We start from the raw sequence: 19,639 nt of genomic DNA, 5'->3' as shown, positions 1-19,639 counted from the left end.
TGTTGTTTGCTATCGTGTGACTACTCGGGCGGTAGGCTGAGATTTCACGCCCGAACGTGTTGTTCCTCTTACCGGTAGAGCTGGGTCGCTGGACGTGGATACCTGTCATACCTTACTGGTTGGGTGGTTCTTCGAACCCGCGCAAATCTCTATAACGCTGAGAAACGTCAAATGGATTATTGTTCCCGCATGGTACACCGCCACCCAATAGCCAAAAGTAAGGCCATCCACCGCCGGACTGGCAAGACGTTCTACTATGCGACGAAACTGCTCCCAAAGCGGATTCGTCACGCAACGTACGTCTTGTACGCCTTCTTCCGCATCGCGGACGAAGTCGTCGACAGCGAAAACGACCTCACGCCCGACGCCCAGCGTCGGCGGTTGGCGGCACTCCGCGACGAGGTGCTCGGCCGCCGCGAGACCGACGACCCCGTCCTCCTCGCCTTCCGCGACCTCTGTGTGACCTACGACATCCCCGACACAGAGGTCGAAGCGTTCATCGACGCGATGTGTGCCGACATCGAAAAGGACCGGTATGCGACCTACGAGGAACTCGAAACCTACATGCGCGGGTCTGCGGCCGCCGTTGGTCGGATGATGACCTGCGTGATGCAACCCGAGGAACCGGAACGCGCCCTCCCCCACGCGACCCGTCTCAGTGAGGCGTTCCAGCTCACCAACTTCCTGCGCGACGTGGGAGAGGACATCGTCGACCGAGAGCGCATCTACCTCCCGCAAACCACCCTCGACACCTTCGGCGTGAGCGAGGCCCAAATCGAACGCCGCGAGTTCACTCCCGAGTTCGCAGATGCCATCTCCTTCGAACTAACGCGGGCAGAAGACCTCTACCGCGAGGGCGTCGCAGGGATTCGCTACCTGCCCGAAGACAGCCAGTTCGCCATCTTGCTATCCGCCGTCCTCTACGCAGACCACCACCGCCTCATCCGAGAGCAGGGAATGGACACGCTCACGCAGACGCCGTCGCTCTCTGCTGTGCGAAAGCTCAGACTCATCGCTGAAACCCGGTGGCAGTGGCTGTGGAACTCGGACCCGGAGGCCGTCTTCGAGAAGGTGAGCACGACGGGAACCACGCGGTCGAGACCGCCAGAACCGACCGGCACGCCCACGCAGGCGCGCTAGCTGTGTTTCGTTTTTCGTGACCTGACGACCGAGCCGACGGCGAAGTCAAAGCGGTCGAGACGAAGCAAGGTCAGGGCGAAACCGACGGCGAGCGCGGCGGGAATCCAGTTGCCGAAGTAGCCGTTTACGACCCCCCAGAGAATGGCGAAGCTCACGAGGTCGTCGAGCATGAACGAGCAGTTCGCAAGCCGACGTTTCACCTCGTCCGCGTGGAAGCCAAGTTCGATGAGCGACATCGCAATCGTGGCGGAGAACACCCACCCGAGGTAGTTCGAGACGGGTACGTCGTAGTACGCGCCGCCGCCGACGTACGCCCAGAAGCCGAGGTCGACGGCGGCCGGGTCGAGCACGAGGTCCATCACGAGGACGATACCGATGCCTGCGAGAATCCGCCGCAACCGAGAGGTCGCGCGTGGCCCGAGCAGGAGCAAGCCAAGGAGGTAGCTGTTGAGCAGGAGGGGAAAGTAGAAGATGGGCAGGGCGAGGGGGACTTCACCGAACAGCATCGGCCCGAGCGCGAGTTGGTAGGAAAACTCGCCGTAGGGAAGCCCGGTTCTGACGCCGACGAGTTCGACGGCGTAGGTGAAGATGGTGAGCGCATAGAGCGCAACTGCTGCCCGCCGGGTCACGAGCGGCGTCAACCCAGCGATGAGCGGCAGGCGCATCACGAACGTCGCCGCGACGAGCAAGAAGGGATTGAGCGCGAGTTCCGCCGGGACGTAGCCCTCGCTGCCGAGGATGAGCAGGAACGTGCCGACGAGCGGGAAGAGGACGGCAATCGTGAACCGGTTGTCGTGGACGAGTTTATCAAACCCTTTCGACACCTCAGCCGCCACCGACGAACCTCCAGAGGCCGCCGAAGGTCAGCACCATCCCGACGACGGTGTTGACGGCGGGATACCACCAGTACGCGCGATTTACGCCGACGCCGGCCACGACGATGCCGAACACCAGCAGGGGGTACAGAGTGAGCAACGCGCCGAGCAGCGGGTGGACGAGCGCGAACGCGATGGCCGCAGCGAACCAGCAGACTGCACAGTAGACGTAGGTTCGCCGCTGACCGAGTGCGGTTGCCGTCGTGCGGATGCCCGCCGCGCGGTCGGGTTCGATGTCAGGAATCGCAGAGAAGGTGTGCATCCCCATCGTCCAGAGCCACCCGCCTGCGATGGCGAGGGTGGGCGGGAGATTTCCGGCGAGCGCGGTGTAGGCGACGACGGCGGGCAGGATGTAGAGTCCATTCGAGAGCGAATCGAGGAACGGCGTCGTCTTGAACCGAAACGGCGGCGCGCTGTACTCGACAGCGAGGAAGTAGTACACCGCGAACACGGCGAGCGCGAGCGGCGACAGAAACGGCACGAAGACGAGGCCGAACAGCCCCGACAGGAGAATCGCGACCAGCACGCCGCGCTCACCCGAGTATCTAACTTCTTTTTCGTCCTTCTTCGGGTTTTCAACGTCCACTTCCCGGTCGAAGATGTCGTTTATTCCGTACAGGAAGACGTTCGCCGGGAGCAGGAAGTACAGAAAAAGGGCGACGCTGAGCGGGGAGAGCAACGCGTCGAGCGACGCTGCGCCGTAGGCCGCGCCGACGATGACCGGCCCGGCGAGGTAGAACCAGAAGCGAGGCCGCGAGAGCCTGAGGAGGTAGCCATGCAGCGTGCTTTCTGCGGGGAGCGCGTTGGCGAACACGTCGGTCGCACGCGAAAGCGTCGAAGTTCTCATAGCGTCGAATCGTGGATGACGGCGTTTGCGGCGTGTTCGCCGCTGATGAGGCACATCGGAACGCCGATGCCGGGGGTGGTAAACGAGCCAGTGAAGTAGAGGCCGTTCACCTTCTTTGAGCGGTGTGGCGGGCGAAGCAGGGCGGTCTGTCTGAGCGTGTGGGCGAGGCCCAGTGCGGTTCCTTGCGTGCTGTTGTACCGGCTTGCAAAGTCGCGCACGCAGAACGATTTCTCGAAGACGATGCGGTCATGGAGGGCGACGCCAGTGTTCTTCTCGATATCATCGAGTATCTTCGCGCGGTACTGGCGGCGGAGTTTCGGCGTGTCGGTCAGGCCGGGTGCGATAGGGACGAGCGCGAAGAGGTTGCTGTGGCCCTCGGGAGCCACTGTGGCGTCGGTTTTCGAGGGGACACAGAGGTAGTACGCCGGGTTGTCGGGCCACGCGGGGGTCTCGAAAATCTGGTCGAAGTGCTGGTTCCAGTCTTCGGGAAGGACGAGCGTGTGGTGGGCGAGTTCCTCGACGTCGCCGGAGACGCCGAGGTAGAGCAGGAAGGCGGAGGGCGCGTAGGTTCTGTCCTCCCAATAGTCGGCCGAGTACTGTCGTTCGTGTTCGGGGAGCAGGTCCTGTTCCGTGTGGGCGTAGTCGGCGTCTGAGACGACGAGGTCTGGGTGGTACTCGTCTTGCGTCGTTTCGACGAGGAAGCCTTCACGTCGGCGGGTCACTTCCGTCACCTCACAGTCGGTGACGAACTCCACGCCGAGTTCCTCTGCGAGTGCGACGATGCCGTCTACGACCGCGCCGATGCCGCCTTCGGGGTAGTAGACCCCGAGGTTGAAATCGACGTGGCTCATCATGTTGTAGAGCGCGGGCGTGTTTTTCGGCGAGCCACCGAGGAACACCAGCGTGTACTGCATTATCTGCTGGAGTTTCGGGTGCTCGAAGTATTTCTCGACGTGGTCCTGCATCGAGCCGACGAGGTTGAGGCCGATTGGTGCGGCCTTGAGCACGGAGGGGTCGACCCAGTCGCGGAGTTTCGGACGGTCTTTGTAGACGAACTCGTTCATCGCAACCTCGTAGTTGCGCTCGCTTTCCTCAAGATACGCATCGAGTTTTGCGCCCGCGCCGGGTTCGTACGAGTCGAACACCTTCTTCACCTGCTCGCGGTCGGGCGTGATGTCCACCTGGTCGCCGTCTTTGAAGAAAATCCGGTAGTGGGGGTCGAGGCGGTCGAGTTCGTAGTACTCGGAGGGGAGTTTGCCGAAGTGACGGAAGAAGCGCTCGAACACGTCGGGCATGAGGTACCACGACGGCCCCATGTCGAAGCGAAAGCCGTCTTCGGTGAGACGGCTGGCTCTGCCGCCGAGTTGTTCGTTCTTTTCTAAAACCGTGACGTCGAAGTCAGCAGAAGCGAGGTAGCACGCAGTCGAGAGGCCGCCGATGCCGCCACCGATGACGACGACCGACTGGCGCGAGTGTGGACTCATGAGATACTCTACATGTTCTACGATGATAAGGAACCACCCCAACGAGACAGGGAAATCGCCTTAATGCCCGGGTTCGCACGCATCGGTATGGAGGAGTACACGGCAGTCATCACCGGCGCAACCCGTGGCATCGGGCGGGCGGTCGCGCGCACGTTCGCCACCGAAGGCGCACACGTCGTCGCCGCTGGGCGCGACGCAGACGCACTCTCGGCGCTCGCTTCCGACCTCGCAGACGCGTCGGGTGGCGTGACCACGCAGCGAGCGGACGTGCGCGACGAGTTCGACGTGGAGTTTCTGATGGAAACGGCCGCCCGGGTGAACGGCGATATTGACCTCGTCGTCGCAAACGCCGGTGTGTATCACGGCACGCCCGGCGAAACGCCACTCACCGAAGCGTCCTACGCCGCCTTTGACGACCATCTCCGGACGAACGCCCGTGGCGTGTTCTCGACCATCCGCGAAGCCCTCCCGCACCTCGCTTCCGATGCCCGCATTCTCGTCACTTCCGGGTCGGTGGCGCGTGAGTATACACCGGGGTACGGCAGCTACGCCATCTCGAAGACAGTCGCCGAAGCGCTCGTACAGGGATTCGCCGCCGAACTCGACCAGCCCGTGGGAATTGTCGACCCCGGTGCGGTCGAAACAGCGCTCTCAGATACCGGCCGGTCGCCAGAAGCGGTCGCGCCGATGTTCTACTGGGCTGCGACCGACTGCCCGGCGGAAGCCGTAGATGGGAAAATCGTGGGCCTCGGTGACTGGAAGCGCGCAACCCGGTGAACCGACGAACTTATTAATTACAACCACTGCGTTAACAACATGTCTCAGCCCGGAGCCTCCGCGCCCGCTCGCACCTATGTCGGGTACGCCGGTGTGCTCGCGTTCGTCGTCCTCTCCGGGCTCGCCGTCTCGGCGGGCCTCTGGAAGGTGCTCACCATCGGGTGGGTCGCCTTCATCGCAATGGCCGGGGCCGCAATCCCGGGCAAGCGCGCCGCCGCCTCGAAACACGCCGGCCGCCTCGTCTGGGGGTACGGCCTCGCCGCGGGCGCGATGGTCACGAGCGCCGCCGTCTTTCTCCTCCCCCAAGCGTTCGGCTTCGACCCCAAGGTCGGCGGCTTCGGCGTCGCCGCGGGCATCCTCCTCGGCTTCGCCTCCCATACGATTGGCCACCGCCTCGCCCACCTTGACCTGCCCTTCGACGCGACGACGGCCCACCTGACCGCCCACTCGCTCACCGCGGGTATCATCATCGGCATCGTCTACGCGACGCTCCCCGAACTCGGCCTCGTCCTCGGGCTCGCCATCGTCTCGCACAAAGGTCCCGCCGGGTACGCCGCCGCCCGCCGTCTCGCCTCGAACGACAAATCCACCTCGATTATCCTGCTTCCCGCGGCGGGGGTCGGCATCACCGCCATCCTCTCGGGGCTGGTCTCCCTCCCTGCTTCCGCCCAACTGAACGCCGCCGTGTTCGGCTTCGCCGCCGGCATCTTCCTCCACATTGCCATGGACTTCCTCCCCCGCTGTGAGGTCGGGGGCGAGGTCGGTGAAGTCGCCCAACTCACCGACGACGCCCACGCACTGCTCGACCGACTGCGGGTACACGCCGTCGTCAGCACCTCACTCGGCGCGTTCGCGGTGCTCCTCGCGTGGCTTGCGGTCGCGTAAGTTTGGCTTCTCATCCTCGTGCATCCCGAAACATTACAAAATTTAAGATATACCTGCCAATTTAAATATTTTGGATACTTATATGTTCCATGTCTACCCGGTCGCTGCCCTCTCGCTCAGTCCGTCGAGTTCTCGTTGAACTCAGCGTCGTTGGCGGAGCGTTGAGCGTGGTCTATCTGTGGCGTCGGGGGTTGCGTGCGAGCGCCCAGTCGCACGCCACACTGCTTGGCTCTGCGTCGGTGGCCGGCGGTTTTGGCATGGGATTCATATGCCTCACCGGATGCATCGTGTTCCTCGCGGCGTATGCGTCGAGGCGAGACGTTCTGACCGGGTTTTCACTCCCCTATCGAATCGACCTCTTCGCGCTCGAACTCACGGTGTTCGCACTCGTGACTTCCACCTACCAACGGAGCGAATCACTCCTCCCGCTGGTAATCGCATATCTGGGCATCACACTCACTAACTACGCAATCGTCCTTGGGTTCGAAACCCACCTCCTGTTCTAACTCAGAGTTCCTTCAGCGTGTCCGGGTCGTCGAGTTCCCAGAGCACCTGCGGCAAGAACGCATCCAGATTGTCGATGACCTTCCGCTCGCTCACGTCGAGTCCCTCGCAGTGCTCGTGGGCCGACTCGCGCACCGACACGTGAATCTCGCCGTCTTCGACCGTCACTTGCAGGGGAAACACCGAACACCGCGCTGGCTTCCAGTCGTGCTCTAAGTGGAGTTCACAAAGACCGTCGTCGCGCAGGAAAAAGCAGGCTTGACCCTCCTCATTTACGTGCTCCTCACGATTTTTCTGCTCGCGCTTGACGAAGTTCTCCCCCCGGAACGTCGTCGTCGCCTCGTTCAAGTCGGCGTGCTTCGCGAGTTCGAAAAAGTCCGGCTCGTAGAGGAGCACCCCGTGGGTACAACACCACGTACACTCCTCTACGCACTCGAAGGTGAGCGAGGGGTCGAAGTCCACGACCGCCTCACAGCCCGGATGCACCTCGACTCGTCGCGCGTCTGTACTCACGACTGGGGTTCGGGTAGTAGGGGGGAAATCCCTTTCGCAATAAATACCCTCTCACAACCTCGTCGACCCAGCAAAGCAGTGTCGTCGCGGGCAGTTGCGGACAGTTGGTAGGCAGTTATTTACACATCCACGGCGGCAGTTATTTAGAACATAACATCGAATCAACAACTGGATGAAGCGGAATCGACGCGCATTCCTCTCAGCGATGGGCGTGGCGGCGTTCGGAGGCTGCATCGGAACGAGCACTGACTCGCCCCCATCCGATATCCCCACTGGGGCCGACGCCCCTCCAACCTCCGAGTCGGCCACCCCCTCGGCTACCACTGACGACTCGACGACGACTGCACACCGAAAAACGACCATTGGATTCGGCGGGGACACGATGGTCGGACGATCGCTCAACGGAATTTATGGCGACGAAGACGTTGACCCGGCGACTATCTGGGGTGACTTCCAGCCCAGACTCCAGTCGCTCGAGGGCGTTTTCTGTAACCTCGAATGCTGTCTCTCGACGCGTGGAGAACGATTTCCCGACCGCACCTACTACTTTCGCGGGGACCCAGCGTGGGCGGTTCCCGCGCTCAACGCCGGGAACGTTACGTTCGCCTCGCTCGCCAACAATCACGCGATGGATTTCGGCGCGGTTGCCCTCACCGACACGATCGACGCACTCGATGCAGGCGGTATCGAGCACGCGGGCACTGGCGAAAACGCGGCGGCTGCGCGCGCACCCGCGACGTTTTCGGTCGGCGGCCTCGATGTCGCCGCCATCTCGTTTTCAGACGAGTACGAATTTTACGCGGCGACCGAGGATCGACCCGGAATCGCCTGGATTTCTCGGAATTACGACGGTCCGGGAACTCAGCGCGTCGTCGGTGACGCAATAGAGCGAGCGAAAGCAACGGATCCGGATCTCCTCGTCGCGTCCGTCCACTGGGGCGAAAACTGGATCGAACGTCCCCGCGACCGACTGGTTGAGTTCGGCCACTGGCTCGTAGACCGCGGCGTTGACCTCGTCCACGGGCACAGCGCACACGTGGTTCAAGCGATAGAACAGTACGAAGACGGCGTCATCCTCCACGATACCGGCGACCTTGTGGACGATTTCGGTATCAAAGACGACCTGGGTAACGACAAGAGCTACCTGTTCGAAGTCACGCTCATCGACGGGGAATTCAAAAAGATACGGCTCGTCCCGTTCCACATCGACGACGGGGTCAGACCGGCGACCGAGGACGAGGCTGCGTGGCTGCGAGAGACGCTCCGCGACCGCACCGACCCATTCGAGACGACGTACGAACGAGCCCGTGAGGGCCTCGTCGTCCAGTTGTGAACCTGCTCGCTTCCCATATCTTGACTACTACGTTGCTTAGGAGAGGTACGCCATCACGTCGGTTGAAGAGATCATCCCCACGTAGTCGCCGTCAACAACCGGGAGGTGTTTGATACCGTAACTGGTCATCATCGCGGCAACCTCCTCCATGTAGAGGTTTGGCGTGGCCGTCTCGACGTTGGTGGTCATCACGTCAGCGACGGTCAGCTTCGAGATGTCACGCCCGCTCGCGACGGCATCGAGCACGTCCGTACTGCTAATAATCGCTCGCGGAGTGGTCTCGACGACCAGTGCACTGATATCCTTTTCACGCATCTGCTGGGCGGCTTCCCGAATCGTTGCGCCCTTCGAAATCGTCTCAAGCGGCGTGGACATCACGTCTCTGACGGTCACCTTGTCCGTAGAACCCATACCACTAGCAACGGACACTGAGGTAATGGTGTTTTGCTTCACGTGAGCCCACTCAGTCTCGGGCCCGCAGCACGTCAGCCAATCGGCGTGATGTGTCTCGAACTATCGCGTCAGCTACTCGACACCTGCTCTCAGCTATACCCTCGCCACCGATGCCCGCATTCCATACACTTGAAAAACCGCGTCGGCGGCTCGTCAGCAGACCCGGTCTGCTTGATGGTGTACCACGCGCGGTCGTGCCCACACTTTTTGCACTCTTCTTTGGCGGTTGGTTTCCCCTCGTCTGAGGCCTCTTCGCTGGTTTCGATAACGTCGTCGAAGGTTTGTTTTTCCGTGCTGACGAAGCTTTTCGCGGCCTCCTTGTCCTTTGGCACGCGCGCGCCACAGCTCTTGCACACCATCTCATCGCCGTCTGCGTGCATCATGGAACCACACTCGTCGCAAAATTGCATGGACGCGGGTTGTCGCTCTGCGCAAAAAAGGGTTAGCGCTCTTCTTCGAGTTCGCGCCGTTGGGCGACGACGGGGCAGTTTCGCACTTTAAAGTGGCGCATGTCGGTCTGTTCGACGATTTTGGTCCCGTCGTTCGTACAGCCGACCTCCGGCGGTGCGGTGAAGTGCTCGCAGGACTCACAGAATGCCTGTTTTTCCACGATGGCCTCGTCGCCCTCGCCGGCTGTGCTCGTAATCGTCATGTCGTCTGTGTCCGCGAGCGCGTCCCAGAGGTCGTCCTCGGCGAGCGTTTTGGCTTCTTCGTCACGCAGCGACTCGGCGCCGAGCTCTGAAAGCGGGTCTTTCACCTCGTGGCTCGTCTCCGCTGCGAGTTGGTCGAAGATGTCGTGGTCGTCGCGCGTCATTGGTTGTTACCTCCGGGGGCGACTTCGACCTCGCCGACGACCTCCGCGAGCACGTCTAAGTCGGTCTCCTCGTCGCTTCCGACTTCGAGTTCGGGGCGGGTGTTCACGAGTCGTGGCGAGCGAATGAGCCACGTCCCCGGTTCAATGTCTGTGAACAGGTGGCCACAGCCCGGACAGGTTGGGTCATTGAGGAGCGCCACGTCGATTGGTGCGCCACACGCGCCACACTTCGCGTTGCGCACGCCCTCCTCCGTCGCAATCTCTCTGAGGGTTGAAAGCAGTCGCTCGCGCTCTGCGCGCTCTGCGTCAGTGCGCACCACGTTGCGCATGTCGAGTGTGACGCGGGCAACGGTCTGGAGCTTCGATTCGAGGTCGTCGATACGCTCACGAAGCGCCGTGTGTTCGTCCGTGCGCGTGCTCGTCTCGTGGTCTACGGCGGTTTCCAGCCGATCTACCTCGTCTTGGAGGCGGTTTACTGACTGTTCGAGGGTTTCGACGGTCGAAAGTTCTGGGTGCGTGTGGTCGCTCTCCGATTTCGCGTCTGCCTCTTTTTTCACCTGAATGACGCGCGCTCGTACGTCGTCAATGAGCGAGTCGACCTTCTCGTTTAGCTCGCCCACTTCTGTGTCGACTTTCTGTGTGAGCGCAGACTCGACTGCCGCAAGCTGGTTACTATCGACTGCATTGTGTTGTTCGAGCGCCGCTTTGAGGTCGCCTGCGGTGGTTTCGTCAGTCAACCGATACGCAGCGAGCAATTGGACGAGGAGCGTCTCACGCGACACGCCAAGCGCCGCTGTTTTTGCTGTGAGCCACTCGTCAAGCGACTCCGGTATCCGCACCGCCACATCCCTCGATTCCTCACCCTCCATTCACTACAGATTTCGGAACAATCACCTTAAACGTTCCTTCAAAATTATCTGATTTTCTGCACGTTGCTAATGTCGAATCCAGCGTCGTTAATTTCAGTTTCGAATCGGACGATGTTTTCAGCCTCAATCCGCGGGAGGATGCCGCGGAACTGTTTGACGAACATGGTTCGCGCCCGACTCGACCCGCCGGTTTCCCACGTAAATTCCATCGTCCCGTCGGTCGCTTCGACCAGTTGTTCGTGTTCTTCTGGCTGAATCGTCTCTGCGTTGATGTAGAGGAGAATCAGGCCATCCCACCGGTACGCAGCCTTCTGCAGGCCTTTAATTATCAGCGTGATGTCAGCCCACGGGCGTTCGTCGGAGACGATGCTCACGAGGTCAGTGAGCGAGTCAATGACGACGAGGTTGCCGCTTGCGACGCGGTCGAGGCAGTGGGAGAGTGCCGTAAGCACGCCTTCTGAGTCGTGTGACGTGCCGAGGTCTTCGATTGAGAGCGCCTTCTCTGCGTACCACTCTCTCGGCACTTGGCTCTCGTTGAAATACTCGTCTGAGAGGTCGTGAAACGTAATTGCCTCGACGCTCTGTTCGACGATTTCTTCGTCGATGGTCATTCCAATCTCGCGGGTGAGTTGAGCTTCGTCTGCGGTAAATGACAGATAATGAACTTCGTCCGGAAACACCGTTTCCGGTTGCACGTCGCCGTAGTAGAGGTCGAACAGTTCCGTATCACCGTCTGCGAGGCCGTTCATCACGGCGCTCGTGTACATGAACTCCCGTGCCCCTGCCCCTGCTTCTCCAGACAGCAAGACGACGCTCCCGGCGGGTGCGCCACCGTCGATGATGGAGTCGAGCCGCGGGATGCCAAAGGGGATGCGCTTCATACCGGGCTATGGCAGGCCTCCCGCTTACGTGTTACTCCGAATGAATGTCCGCCCCAGCGTTTCGACCACGGGAGACGAATACCTCGCCCGACACCGAAACCCCATCGAGCGCGTCGTGTGCCACGTTTCGGGCTGCTTCCGCGTGGTCGCGGTCGGTCACGCCGAACACTGCTGGTCCCCACGACGACTGGCCTGCGCCCGACACCGCCCCGCTCGCGGTCAGCGTATTCACGAGTTCCCCGAGGGGCGGGCGGAACACGCCGCCCTGTTCGTCTGCGTACCACGCGCCATTGAGGCGGCTGATGGTCGCCACCGCCGAGCCAAACGTCCGCCAGTCGCCCTCTGCGACCGCGGGCAGGACGCGCCGGGCAATTTGGGTCGAAATGTCGTCTGCGAGCACCGGGTCTGCGTCTTCGACGACCGTCCGAATGCTCTCGTCTTCGTCCGCGCCGCTTCGACCCGAAGGGATGGCTGGAATCACGACGACGAACCGCCAGTCTGCGGGGATGTCGTGGCGCGCCGCAACCGCTGGCACGTCCCACTCGCCGTTCGCCGGGCGATTTGTCGTGAATCGCTCCGTCGGGTGACCCGCATCGAAAATGAACCCACCTGACTCGAAACCTGCCACTCCGATGCCGCTGCGCCCGCCGCGGCCGAGCGTCGGCGCAACTTCGCGCACGGAAATTTCCCGGTCGTTCGCCTCCGCGACGGCTTTGAGCGTCGCCAACGCGAGCTGCGTGCCGCTCCCGAGACCGACGTGTCGCGGCAGCTCTTCGTGAACCGTCACGCGCGCGCCGGGAACGCCGAGGACGGCGACTGCGTCTTGTGCGTAGCGGGCGGCGACCGGGTGGTCACACACCACGCCGTCTGCGGGGTGGGCTTCGACCACCACGCGTGGCTCTGCGAGCGTGACGCCGACGCCGCCGTAGAGGCGCGCGTGCGCAAGCGAGAGGTTGCTAAAGCCAAAGTGGAGACGACCACCGGTCGAGACCCGCACCATGGCCGTCGCTTGGCGTGGTTGTGGTATCGGGGTTTCGACAGTGGCAACTGACTATTTAAAGTAGCCGTCGTCGGGTCGCCGGTCGAGGACGAAGTAATCGAGATAGCCGCGAACGTAGGTGAGAAACAGCCCAACGTAGCCCTGGTTGGTCTGGCGACGCGTCAAGGTGTACACCGGACACTCCTTGTCGTAGACGATGCGCCCGTAGTGCTTCATCCGGAGGGACAACTCGGTGTCTTCCATGAACGGAATCTCCTCGTCGAAGCCACCGGCTTCGAGAAACGCACTCCGGCGATACGAACAGTTGTTCCCCGATTGCTGGACGAAGCCGACGGGCCACGCCATACGATACCAGTAGTCAGAGAGGAGTTTGAACAAAATTCGGTGTTTCGTGCTGTTTCCCTGTGGTCGGAGCGGGCCGCCAACGCCCGCCACCGTTTCATCCGTATAGTGACGCCGATGCTTTGCGACCCAGTAATTTGGAACAACAGTGTCTGCGTCGGTGAAACAGACGACTTCTGCTGACGCGGCGCGTGCGCCCTGATTGCGCGCGGCGCTCGGGCCGTCTTCGGCTTCGTCGCGGAGAACACGGTCGACGGCGTCGTGGGCCATCGCAATCTCGGCCGTTTCATCGTCGCCGCCGACCACGACGATGACCTCGGCGTCCTGCCCAGCGATCGCGTCGAACGTGCGGCCAATCGAGTCGGCCTCCTCGTAGGCGGCGATGACGACGGCAGCCTCCGGCCAGTCGGCGTTCATCACCCTGCTTTCCCGCCCCCGACGGCAAAGGTGTTCTGTTGTTTCGGAATGACAGCAACATCTGTTCGGGTGCGGCCTTTTAAGAACCTCCGTGGCTACCTCCGCGTATGAGCCAGCGTCACAAGCAGAAGTTAGAGAAGCCAGAGGGGCTTCCCTCCCGCGATGTCACCGAGGGGCCAGAACGAGCGCCACACCGCGCCATGTTCCGCGCGATGGGCTTCGACGACGAAGACCTCGCCTCGCCCATGATTGGCGTCGCAAACCCCGCCGCGGACATCACGCCGTGTAACGTCCACTTAGACGACGTTGCGGCCTCGGCCATCGAGGGCGTTGACGAATCGGGCGGCATGCCAATTGAATTCGGCACCATCACTATCTCGGACGCCATCTCGATGGGCACCGAAGGGATGAAAGCCTCGCTCATCTCCCGGGAAGTCATCGCCGACTCGGTTGAGCTCGTCGCCTTCGGGGAACGACTCGACGGCCTCGTCACGGTCGCGGGCTGTGACAAAAATCTCCCGGGGATGATGATGGCATCCATCAGAACCGACCTCCCGAGCGTCTTTCTCTACGGTGGCTCCATCATGCCTGGCCACCACGACGGCCGCGACGTGACCATCGTCCAGGTGTTCGAAGGCGTCGGCGCGTACGCAACCGGCGACATGAGCGAAGAAGAATTAGACGAGCTAGAGCGCCACGCCTGTCCCGGCGCGGGTTCTTGCGGTGGGATGTTCACCGCGAACACGATGGCATCCATCAGCGAAGCGCTCGGCATGGCACCCCTCGGGAGTGCAAGCGCACCCGCAGAACACGACGAACGCTACGACGTGGCCCGACGCGCAGGCGAACTCGCCGTCGAGGTCATCCGCGAAGACCGCCGTCCCTCCGACATTCTCTCCCGAAAATCCTTCGAGAACGCCATCGCCGTCCAGACCGCGATTGGTGGTTCGACCAACGGCGTGCTCCACCTGCTCGCGCTCGCCCGCGAGGCGGGCATCGACCTCGATATCGACGACTTCGACGAGATTTCGCGTCGCACGCCGAAAATCGCCGACCTCCAGCCCGGCGGCACGCGCGTCATGAACGACCTCCACGAAATCGGCGGCGTCCCAATCGTCATCCGCCGCCTGCTCGACGCCGGACTCATCCACGGCGACGCGATGACCGTGACCGGCCGCACCATCGCAGAGGAACTCGACCAGCTCGACCTGCCTGCAGACGAGGACATCGAGACCGACTTCCTCTACACTGTCGAGGAACCGAAACAGGCAGAGGGAGCAATCAAAATCCTCAAAGGCAACCTCGCGCCCGACGGCGCGGTGCTCAAAGTCACCGGCGACGACAAGTTCCACCACGAAGGCCCCGCCCGCATCTTCGAGGACGAAGAGGACGCGATGGCCTACGTCCAAGAGGGTCACATCGAATCGGGCGACGTCATCGTCATCCGCAACGAAGGGCCACAGGGCGGCCCCGGCATGCGCGAGATGCTCGGCGTCACCGCCGCCGTCGTCGGGGCGGGCCACGAAGACGACGTGGCGCTCATCACCGACGGCCGGTTCTCCGGCGGCACGCGCGGCCCGATGATTGGCCACGTCGCTCCCGAAGCGTTCGTCGGCGGGCCAATCGCCGTCCTCGAAGAGGGCGATATCGTTACGGTGGACATCCCGGAACGCTCCCTCGACATCGACCTCTCTGAGGCCGAACTTGCCGCCCGACTCGACGACTGGGAGGCACCCGCACCGAACTACGATTCGGGCGTGCTCGCAAAGTACGGCCAACTGTTCGGCTCGGCCGCAATCGGCGCGGTGACCAACCCCGCCGCAAAGCACGACAACTAACCACTCGACCCGAACAATTCAGCAACCGGAACAATTTGGACACCCCGGTGCCTTACTCGGAACATGGCACTCATTGATACGATTATGGCCGTCTTCCACATGCTGTTCGCCGGCATCTGGGTCGGTGGCACGCTCTTTTTCGTCGGTATCATCCTCCCCGCCGCCCGCGCCGGGCAGATGAGCACTGACGGTCTCAAGTGGATTGCCGGGCGCTTTACCACCGTGACGACCGCCTCGATTCTCCTCTTGCTCATCACCGGCGGCCACCTCGCCGGGAACTTCTACACCTTTGGCTCGCTCGCTTCGACCGGGCGGGGCCATCTCGTCATCTCGATGGTCGTCCTCTGGGTGATTCTCTCCGGACTCTTGCAGGTCGGCCTCCGCCGTCTCCGCCGCGAACTCGGCAGTAAAACCGCGAAGGTGGCCGTAGAGCAGAACCTCCCGCTGTTTTTCACCGCGGGCGCGGTCGCCCTCGCGCTGCTCGTCGTCGCCGGACTGCTCTAAAAAATCAGCTCTGGAACGGCTCGCCGTCGCGGTGGTTGTCCGGATTCTCCGCTTTTTCGGCTTCCTGCTCTCGTTTCTGGTCTTCGCGTTCGAGCTTTTCCTGTTTGCGCTCCTGTTCGTGCTCGTTTCGCGCTTCTTGCTGTGTCTGTGCTGCCTCGGCTTTGTCTTCGGAGTTATCGTCTGTCATTGGCTTGCTTAGAGTGGTCGTTTCCGACGGTACAGTCGAATCAATCCCTCACCGGCCAGCCCAACGGCGCTCCAGCGCATGGAGAGCACGGCCGCCCCGATGAGCATCGCTCCAATCTTCTTCTCTCCACGACGGAACGCAACCGCCGCCTCTGCAATCATCGACAGCGTACTCAACCGCTTTATTCCCCGAGAGTTCAGTAATTTACCCAACCCCATACCACTGATTTGGCGCGACCACTTGTATGTGCTTGGGCCGATTGGCTTGAAAGTCCTGTACGGCGGCGGGTTGGGGCTTGCATGTGCAAGGTGGACGCGAGTTGGAATGTGGGACTTCAGTCGTTCCCTTTGGTCGCTCCTTCATTCACGCTCGCGCTGCTCGCGTGAACCATCGTCACTCCCGTTGGTCGTGACGTAATCCGCACTCATTACATTCGTGCGGACCACCGTTGCTCACTACGTTCGCAACGAGCCTTGCGCTCGCTCCGCTCGCGCAAGACGCTGAGATTCGAACTCGGTCGCTTCCGTGCGCTTCGCGCACCTCTCGCTCCCTGCTCGAATCTCCGCTCTGTCCACATTCTGACGCTCGCCGAGTAACTCGCACCGCTACGCGGTGCTCGTTGTCGTTGTTCACGTAAGAATGTGGGACCGCTGAGATTCGAACTCAGGTCCTACGGACCCCATCCGCAGAGGATACCAGGCTACCCCACGGTCCCGCAATACGGCAGATGTGAGTGTGCACATTAAGCCCTTCGCTTCGGCGTCCCGCCTACGGGTTTCCTCAGACGAGGACGCGCTCTAAGGAGACCACACAGCCCGTCTCCCGTGACGGGGCACCGACCAGTCTGCCGAGGCACACGACCGCGCCGTCCGGCGTGTAGCACGCCACGAGTGGGCGGTCTGCCTCGTCGCCGTCTTCGACGCCTTCGACTGAAATCACGCCGGGGGCATACACCTGCGCGCCGTTTGCGACCTGTTCGGCCGCATTTGGCGCAATCGTAACCTTCGGCAGGTGAGTGAGCGCGCGCTCTGCTGGCTGCACCACTTCGTCGAGCCAGCTTTCGTCGCCGTCTTCGGCGAAGGCAAGCGCGTCTGCAAAGTCGTGGAGCGTCACCATGGTCGAATCGTCGAACGGCGTCGTGGCCGTCCGGCGGAGGTGGCCCATGTGCCCGCCGGTTCCGAGCGCGAGGCCGATATCGTGGCACAGTTTGCGGATGTACGTGCCGCTCTCACAGCGAATTCGCAGGAGGGCTTGGCGCTCTGCGACTTCGAGTACGTCGATGTCGTAAATCTCGCGGACGCGCAGGCGACGAACCACGGCGCTCTTGCGCGGCGGTTTCTGGTAAATCGGGCCGACGAACTCCTCCACTGTCGCTTCCAGGTCCGCAGGTGCGCGGCCGTGGAGTTCGAGCACCGCGACGTACTCCTTTTCGCCCTCTAAGAACACCTGTGCCATGCGCGTGGCGTCACCGAGCAAAATCGGGAGACAGCCCGTGACTTTCGGGTCTAGGGTTCCCGCGTGGGCGGCCTGTTCGACTCCGGCCAAATCGCGCACCCAGCCGGTCACCTGATGGGCGGAGGGGCCGGGTTGTTTGTCGAGGTTGATGACCCCGAACTGGAGGCGGTCTGTGGGGCGTCGTTCTTCGGGTGGGCCGCGTGTGTGCATTAGAACTGGTAGTCGATGGTTATCTCGACCGTCCCTTCGTCGTCTGCTGCGGTGTACTCTTCGGCCGCAGTTCGGACGATGGCGAGCGCGCTTTCCGGACTCCAGCGCGCTGTGTTGACGTTCAGGTCGTAGATAGAGAGGTTGGTGATGTCGATGCCGTAGTACTCTTGATACCGCTGGGCTTCACTGCTTGAGCGCGCGCGTGTTTCTTTTCGTGCTTGCTCTACGGGTTTGCCCTCGCGGTCTGCAATCCGTGCGGCTCTGACGTGCAGTGGCGCGTCGAGCCAGAGGCGGAGGTCTGCGTACTCGCCCGCGAGCCAGCCAGCGAGGCGCGATTCGAGCACCACGTCGTCTTTGTCGCGGGCGATGTCGCGCAGTCTTCGGTCCAAGTCGCGGTCGATTTGCTCGTCTTCTTCTGCGCGTTTGTTGAGTTCGAGCGGTGTCAGTCCACGTTCTTCTGCAAGAGAGCGAAAGAGGTCGCCACCGCTGATGTGCTCGTAGCCGAGTGCCTCGGCGAGCGCCTTCGCGGTGGTACTCTTGCCGCTTCCGGCTGGTCCGGAGACGGTGATTAGCATATACACCCTCCGAGCGAGGGAGTAAAAAGAAGTTCGTTACGTCGGCGTCGTCTGGATGTTGAGCGATTTGCGGATGATTTGGGTGAAGCTCACCGAGCAGACGAAGTACCAGAGAATCCACGCCTGCAGTGGGCCAAGGACACCCTCTTCCCAGCCCACCGTCCCAATCAGGGGCATGGTGATCTGACTCGGCGTAATCACGTCACCGCGGGTGAGGAGCATCCAGTACATCCAGAGGAACACCGGGATGGTCAGGAGCATAATCCACACCATCGGGCGGAACTGCTCTTTGAACATGCCGAGGTTGTCGCCCATGGCTTCCATCTGCTCTTCTTGGATGCGTTCGAGTTCGGCGTCGTCGCCGCGCTCTTGGGCGGCCTTGCGCCGCTCTTGAATCTCCTTCATCGCAGACTGGTACTCGCCCATCTTCTCCATGTCCATGAGGTTCGCCTGCAAGAGCGTCGAGTAAAGCCCAGTAAAGAGTGCAAGCACCATCACGACGACGTAGAACGGCAACATCGATTCGAGCGGACCAAGGAGGACGTTCATCCCCCCACCGATGATGTCGCGAACGGGGCCATAGGAGTAGCCCGCGAACAGCCCCACGGTGATGAGGGCTGCGGCCTTATCGTAGGATGACCAACTCGAATCTGTGTCGCTACTGTTCGACTTCTTCGACCGCGACCGACTTTTCGTGCCCGGGGTGGTGTCATCGAGCGCCGCGCGCACCTGGTCGGGATTGTTGACGACGAACCCTTCGCCGTTTCCCTCCACTAGGATGCCCTTCTCGATGAGACGACCCCACTCGCCGCTCGTAATCTCGCCTTTCACATCGCCCCACGTCACGGAGCCATCTCCGTTTTGGGCGTGTTCGAGGACGACGTTGAGGGCGTCGGCCATCGACCCGTCTTGGTTGACGAGTGCGGTCACTTTTTCCGCTGTCCGTGCCATTGCCCTCTCTTGGCACTAGCTGTTAATCAACCTTTTACTCTGCGCGCGCCGGAAAACCGGCTTCGCGCCGGAAGAAAAGTCGCTTACTGTGCGGCTTCGATGGCGGTTTTCAGCTTCCCCCAGACCTCGTCGGGCGTGCCTTCGCCGTCGATTTCGACGAGCTGGCCGCGCTCGCGGTAGAACTCGATGACCGGTTCCGTGTTCTCCCGAAAGACGCGCAGGCGCTCGCGAACGGTCTCTTCGGTGTCGTCGTCACGCTGGATGAGGTCGCCGCCACACTCGTCGCAGACGCCCTGTACTGCGGGCTGGTTGAATTTGATGTGGAAGTTGGTGCCACACTCACTGCAGACGCGGCGGCCGGTCAGACGTTCTACGAGTTCCTCTTCTGCAACGTTGAGGTAGGCAACGAGGTCGAGGTCGGTCATGCCGTCGAGTTCCTCTGCCTGCTCTAAATTGCGCGGGTAGCCGTCTAAGACGAAGCCGTCCGCGCTCGTGAGCGCCTCTTCGACGATGGCGTTTACGACAGGGTCGGGGACGAGTTCGCCTGCTTCCATGAACGACCGAGGCGTGCCGTACTCCGTCTCCATGTCCTTGTTGGCGCGCAGTGCGTCACCTGTCGTGACGTGTTCGACATCGAACGCCTCCACGATTCGACTGCTCTGGGTGCCTTTACCAGCGCCCGGTGCGCCGAGCAACAGGATGTGCGGCTGACTCATAGCCGAGAATTTGAGGCCAGCCCTAAAAGGCGTATGGAAACGGGCGAAGGTCCTGCCCACTTGCGGCCC

Annotated in this window: 24 protein-coding genes and 1 tRNA gene; 7 read left to right on the top strand and 18 right to left on the bottom strand. The window is 61.9% G+C overall.

The window, feature by feature from the left end:
* Window positions 1-189 precede the first annotated feature (189 nt).
* Window positions 190-1,140 (top strand): phytoene/squalene synthase family protein, encoded by a 951-nt coding sequence (locus tag V5N12_RS14115; protein ID WP_332899808.1) that lies wholly within the window; start codon window positions 190-192, stop codon window positions 1,138-1,140.
* Here V5N12_RS14115 and cruF read toward each other — a convergent pair.
* The 3 genes from cruF to V5N12_RS14100 are packed head-to-tail and all read right to left on the bottom strand — an operon-like array spanning window position 1,137 to window position 4,346.
* On the bottom strand, window positions 1,137-1,976 hold the full coding sequence (cruF, locus tag V5N12_RS14110; RefSeq protein ID WP_332899807.1) for a bisanhydrobacterioruberin hydratase: 840 nt from the start codon (window positions 1,974-1,976) through the stop codon (window positions 1,137-1,139). The genes V5N12_RS14115 and cruF overlap by 4 nt on opposite strands.
* Window positions 1,966-2,862 carry a prenyltransferase gene (locus V5N12_RS14105; protein WP_332899806.1) on the bottom strand — a complete coding sequence of 299 codons (897 nt, stop codon included), beginning with the start codon at window positions 2,860-2,862 and terminating at the stop codon, window positions 1,966-1,968. Before V5N12_RS14105 ends, cruF begins: the two co-directional genes overlap by 11 nt.
* Window positions 2,859-4,346 carry a phytoene desaturase family protein gene (locus V5N12_RS14100; RefSeq protein WP_332899805.1) on the bottom strand — a complete coding sequence of 496 codons (1,488 nt, stop codon included), beginning with the start codon at window positions 4,344-4,346 and terminating at the stop codon, window positions 2,859-2,861. The genes V5N12_RS14105 and V5N12_RS14100 overlap by 4 nt, the downstream gene beginning before the upstream one ends.
* 87 nt (window positions 4,347-4,433) lie before the next feature.
* On the opposite strand from V5N12_RS14100, the gene V5N12_RS14095 reads away from it, so the two are divergent.
* From V5N12_RS14095 to V5N12_RS14085, 3 genes are all read left to right on the top strand, one after another.
* A complete protein-coding gene (locus V5N12_RS14095; RefSeq protein ID WP_332900107.1) occupies window positions 4,434-5,123 on the top strand; it encodes an SDR family oxidoreductase in 690 nt (229 codons plus the stop codon).
* Between the two features lie 39 nt (window positions 5,124-5,162).
* Complete coding sequence (locus V5N12_RS14090) at window positions 5,163-6,008, top strand: ZIP family metal transporter (RefSeq protein ID WP_332899804.1); 846 nt, start codon at window positions 5,163-5,165, stop codon at window positions 6,006-6,008.
* 257 nt (window positions 6,009-6,265) lie between these two features.
* Window positions 6,266-6,514: a hypothetical protein gene (locus V5N12_RS14085; RefSeq protein WP_332899803.1), complete on the top strand. Its 249-nt coding sequence runs from the start codon at window positions 6,266-6,268 to the stop codon at window positions 6,512-6,514.
* Window position 6,515: 1 nt separating this feature from the next.
* On the opposite strand, the gene V5N12_RS14080 is transcribed toward V5N12_RS14085, so the two are convergent.
* Window positions 6,516-7,025 carry a hypothetical protein gene (locus V5N12_RS14080; protein ID WP_332899802.1) on the bottom strand — a complete coding sequence of 170 codons (510 nt, stop codon included), beginning with the start codon at window positions 7,023-7,025 and terminating at the stop codon, window positions 6,516-6,518.
* Between the two features lie 172 nt (window positions 7,026-7,197).
* Here V5N12_RS14080 and V5N12_RS14075 point away from each other — a divergent pair, with 172 nt between their 5' ends.
* Window positions 7,198-8,358: a CapA family protein gene (locus V5N12_RS14075; RefSeq protein WP_332899801.1), complete on the top strand. Its 1,161-nt coding sequence runs from the start codon at window positions 7,198-7,200 to the stop codon at window positions 8,356-8,358.
* 36 nt (window positions 8,359-8,394) lie between these two features.
* Here V5N12_RS14075 and V5N12_RS14070 read toward each other — a convergent pair whose 3' ends face one another.
* The 7 genes from V5N12_RS14070 to V5N12_RS14040 form a co-directional block, all read right to left on the bottom strand.
* Window positions 8,395-8,769 (bottom strand): CBS domain-containing protein, encoded by a 375-nt coding sequence (locus V5N12_RS14070; protein ID WP_332899800.1) that lies wholly within the window; start codon window positions 8,767-8,769, stop codon window positions 8,395-8,397.
* A 131-nt stretch (window positions 8,770-8,900) separates the two neighbouring features.
* Complete coding sequence (locus V5N12_RS14065) at window positions 8,901-9,221, bottom strand: transcription factor S (protein WP_332899799.1); 321 nt, start codon at window positions 9,219-9,221, stop codon at window positions 8,901-8,903.
* A 32-nt stretch (window positions 9,222-9,253) separates the two neighbouring features.
* On the bottom strand, window positions 9,254-9,625 hold the full coding sequence (locus V5N12_RS14060; RefSeq protein WP_332899798.1) for a hypothetical protein: 372 nt from the start codon (window positions 9,623-9,625) through the stop codon (window positions 9,254-9,256).
* Window positions 9,622-10,494 carry a hypothetical protein gene (locus V5N12_RS14055; RefSeq protein ID WP_332899797.1) on the bottom strand — a complete coding sequence of 291 codons (873 nt, stop codon included), beginning with the start codon at window positions 10,492-10,494 and terminating at the stop codon, window positions 9,622-9,624. Before V5N12_RS14055 ends, V5N12_RS14060 begins: the two co-directional genes overlap by 4 nt.
* Before the next feature lie 44 nt (window positions 10,495-10,538).
* The gene (locus tag V5N12_RS14050; protein WP_332899796.1) at window positions 10,539-11,375 is read right to left on the bottom strand and encodes an RAD55 family ATPase; all 837 of its coding nucleotides are present in this window, start codon (window positions 11,373-11,375) and stop codon (window positions 10,539-10,541) included.
* Between the two features lie 31 nt (window positions 11,376-11,406).
* Window positions 11,407-12,375, bottom strand: coding sequence for a beta-ribofuranosylaminobenzene 5'-phosphate synthase family protein (locus V5N12_RS14045; protein ID WP_332899795.1), 969 nt, complete (start codon window positions 12,373-12,375; stop codon window positions 11,407-11,409).
* A 51-nt stretch (window positions 12,376-12,426) separates the two neighbouring features.
* Window positions 12,427-13,134: a glycosyltransferase gene (locus V5N12_RS14040; protein ID WP_332899794.1), complete on the bottom strand. Its 708-nt coding sequence runs from the start codon at window positions 13,132-13,134 to the stop codon at window positions 12,427-12,429.
* A gap of 107 nt (window positions 13,135-13,241) precedes the next feature.
* On the opposite strand from V5N12_RS14040, the gene ilvD reads away from it, so the two are divergent.
* Both ilvD and V5N12_RS14030 read left to right on the top strand, forming a co-directional pair.
* Complete coding sequence (ilvD, locus tag V5N12_RS14035; RefSeq protein ID WP_332899793.1) at window positions 13,242-14,972, top strand: dihydroxy-acid dehydratase; 1,731 nt, start codon at window positions 13,242-13,244, stop codon at window positions 14,970-14,972.
* Window positions 14,973-15,035: 63 nt separating this feature from the next.
* Window positions 15,036-15,476, top strand: a complete 441-nt coding sequence (locus V5N12_RS14030; protein WP_332899792.1) for a hypothetical protein — start codon at window positions 15,036-15,038, stop codon at window positions 15,474-15,476.
* Window positions 15,477-15,480: 4 nt separating this feature from the next.
* Here the strand turns inward: V5N12_RS14030 and V5N12_RS14025 are convergent, their stop codons facing one another.
* The 7 genes from V5N12_RS14025 to V5N12_RS13995 form a co-directional block, all read right to left on the bottom strand.
* The gene (locus tag V5N12_RS14025; RefSeq protein WP_332899791.1) at window positions 15,481-15,663 is read right to left on the bottom strand and encodes a hypothetical protein; all 183 of its coding nucleotides are present in this window, start codon (window positions 15,661-15,663) and stop codon (window positions 15,481-15,483) included.
* Between the two features lie 8 nt (window positions 15,664-15,671).
* Entirely contained in the window at window positions 15,672-15,881 is a 210-nt protein-coding gene (locus tag V5N12_RS14020) for a hypothetical protein (protein ID WP_332899790.1), read from the bottom strand.
* Window positions 15,882-16,305: 424 nt separating this feature from the next.
* Window positions 16,306-16,378 (bottom strand) — tRNA-Pro (locus V5N12_RS14015).
* 65 nt (window positions 16,379-16,443) lie between these two features.
* Window positions 16,444-17,328, bottom strand: a complete 885-nt coding sequence (locus tag V5N12_RS14010; RefSeq protein ID WP_332899789.1) for an RNA-guided pseudouridylation complex pseudouridine synthase subunit Cbf5 — start codon at window positions 17,326-17,328, stop codon at window positions 16,444-16,446.
* Entirely contained in the window at window positions 17,328-17,903 is a 576-nt protein-coding gene (cmk, locus tag V5N12_RS14005; RefSeq protein WP_332899788.1) for a (d)CMP kinase, read from the bottom strand. Before cmk ends, V5N12_RS14010 begins: the two co-directional genes overlap by 1 nt.
* A gap of 36 nt (window positions 17,904-17,939) precedes the next feature.
* Complete coding sequence (locus V5N12_RS14000; protein WP_332899787.1) at window positions 17,940-18,854, bottom strand: DUF106 domain-containing protein; 915 nt, start codon at window positions 18,852-18,854, stop codon at window positions 17,940-17,942.
* 83 nt (window positions 18,855-18,937) lie between these two features.
* Window positions 18,938-19,570 (bottom strand): adenylate kinase, encoded by a 633-nt coding sequence (locus V5N12_RS13995; RefSeq protein WP_332899786.1) that lies wholly within the window; start codon window positions 19,568-19,570, stop codon window positions 18,938-18,940.
* Between the last annotated feature and the right edge of the window lie 69 nt (window positions 19,571-19,639).

It is taken from the genome of Haladaptatus sp. CMSO5 (assembly GCF_036689885.1).
In the GTDB taxonomy this organism is placed as follows: Archaea; Halobacteriota; Halobacteria; order Halobacteriales; family Halococcaceae; genus QDMS2.
The sequence above is the reverse complement of the archived record's forward strand: the minus strand, read 5'-3'. Positions and strand labels throughout refer to the sequence as shown.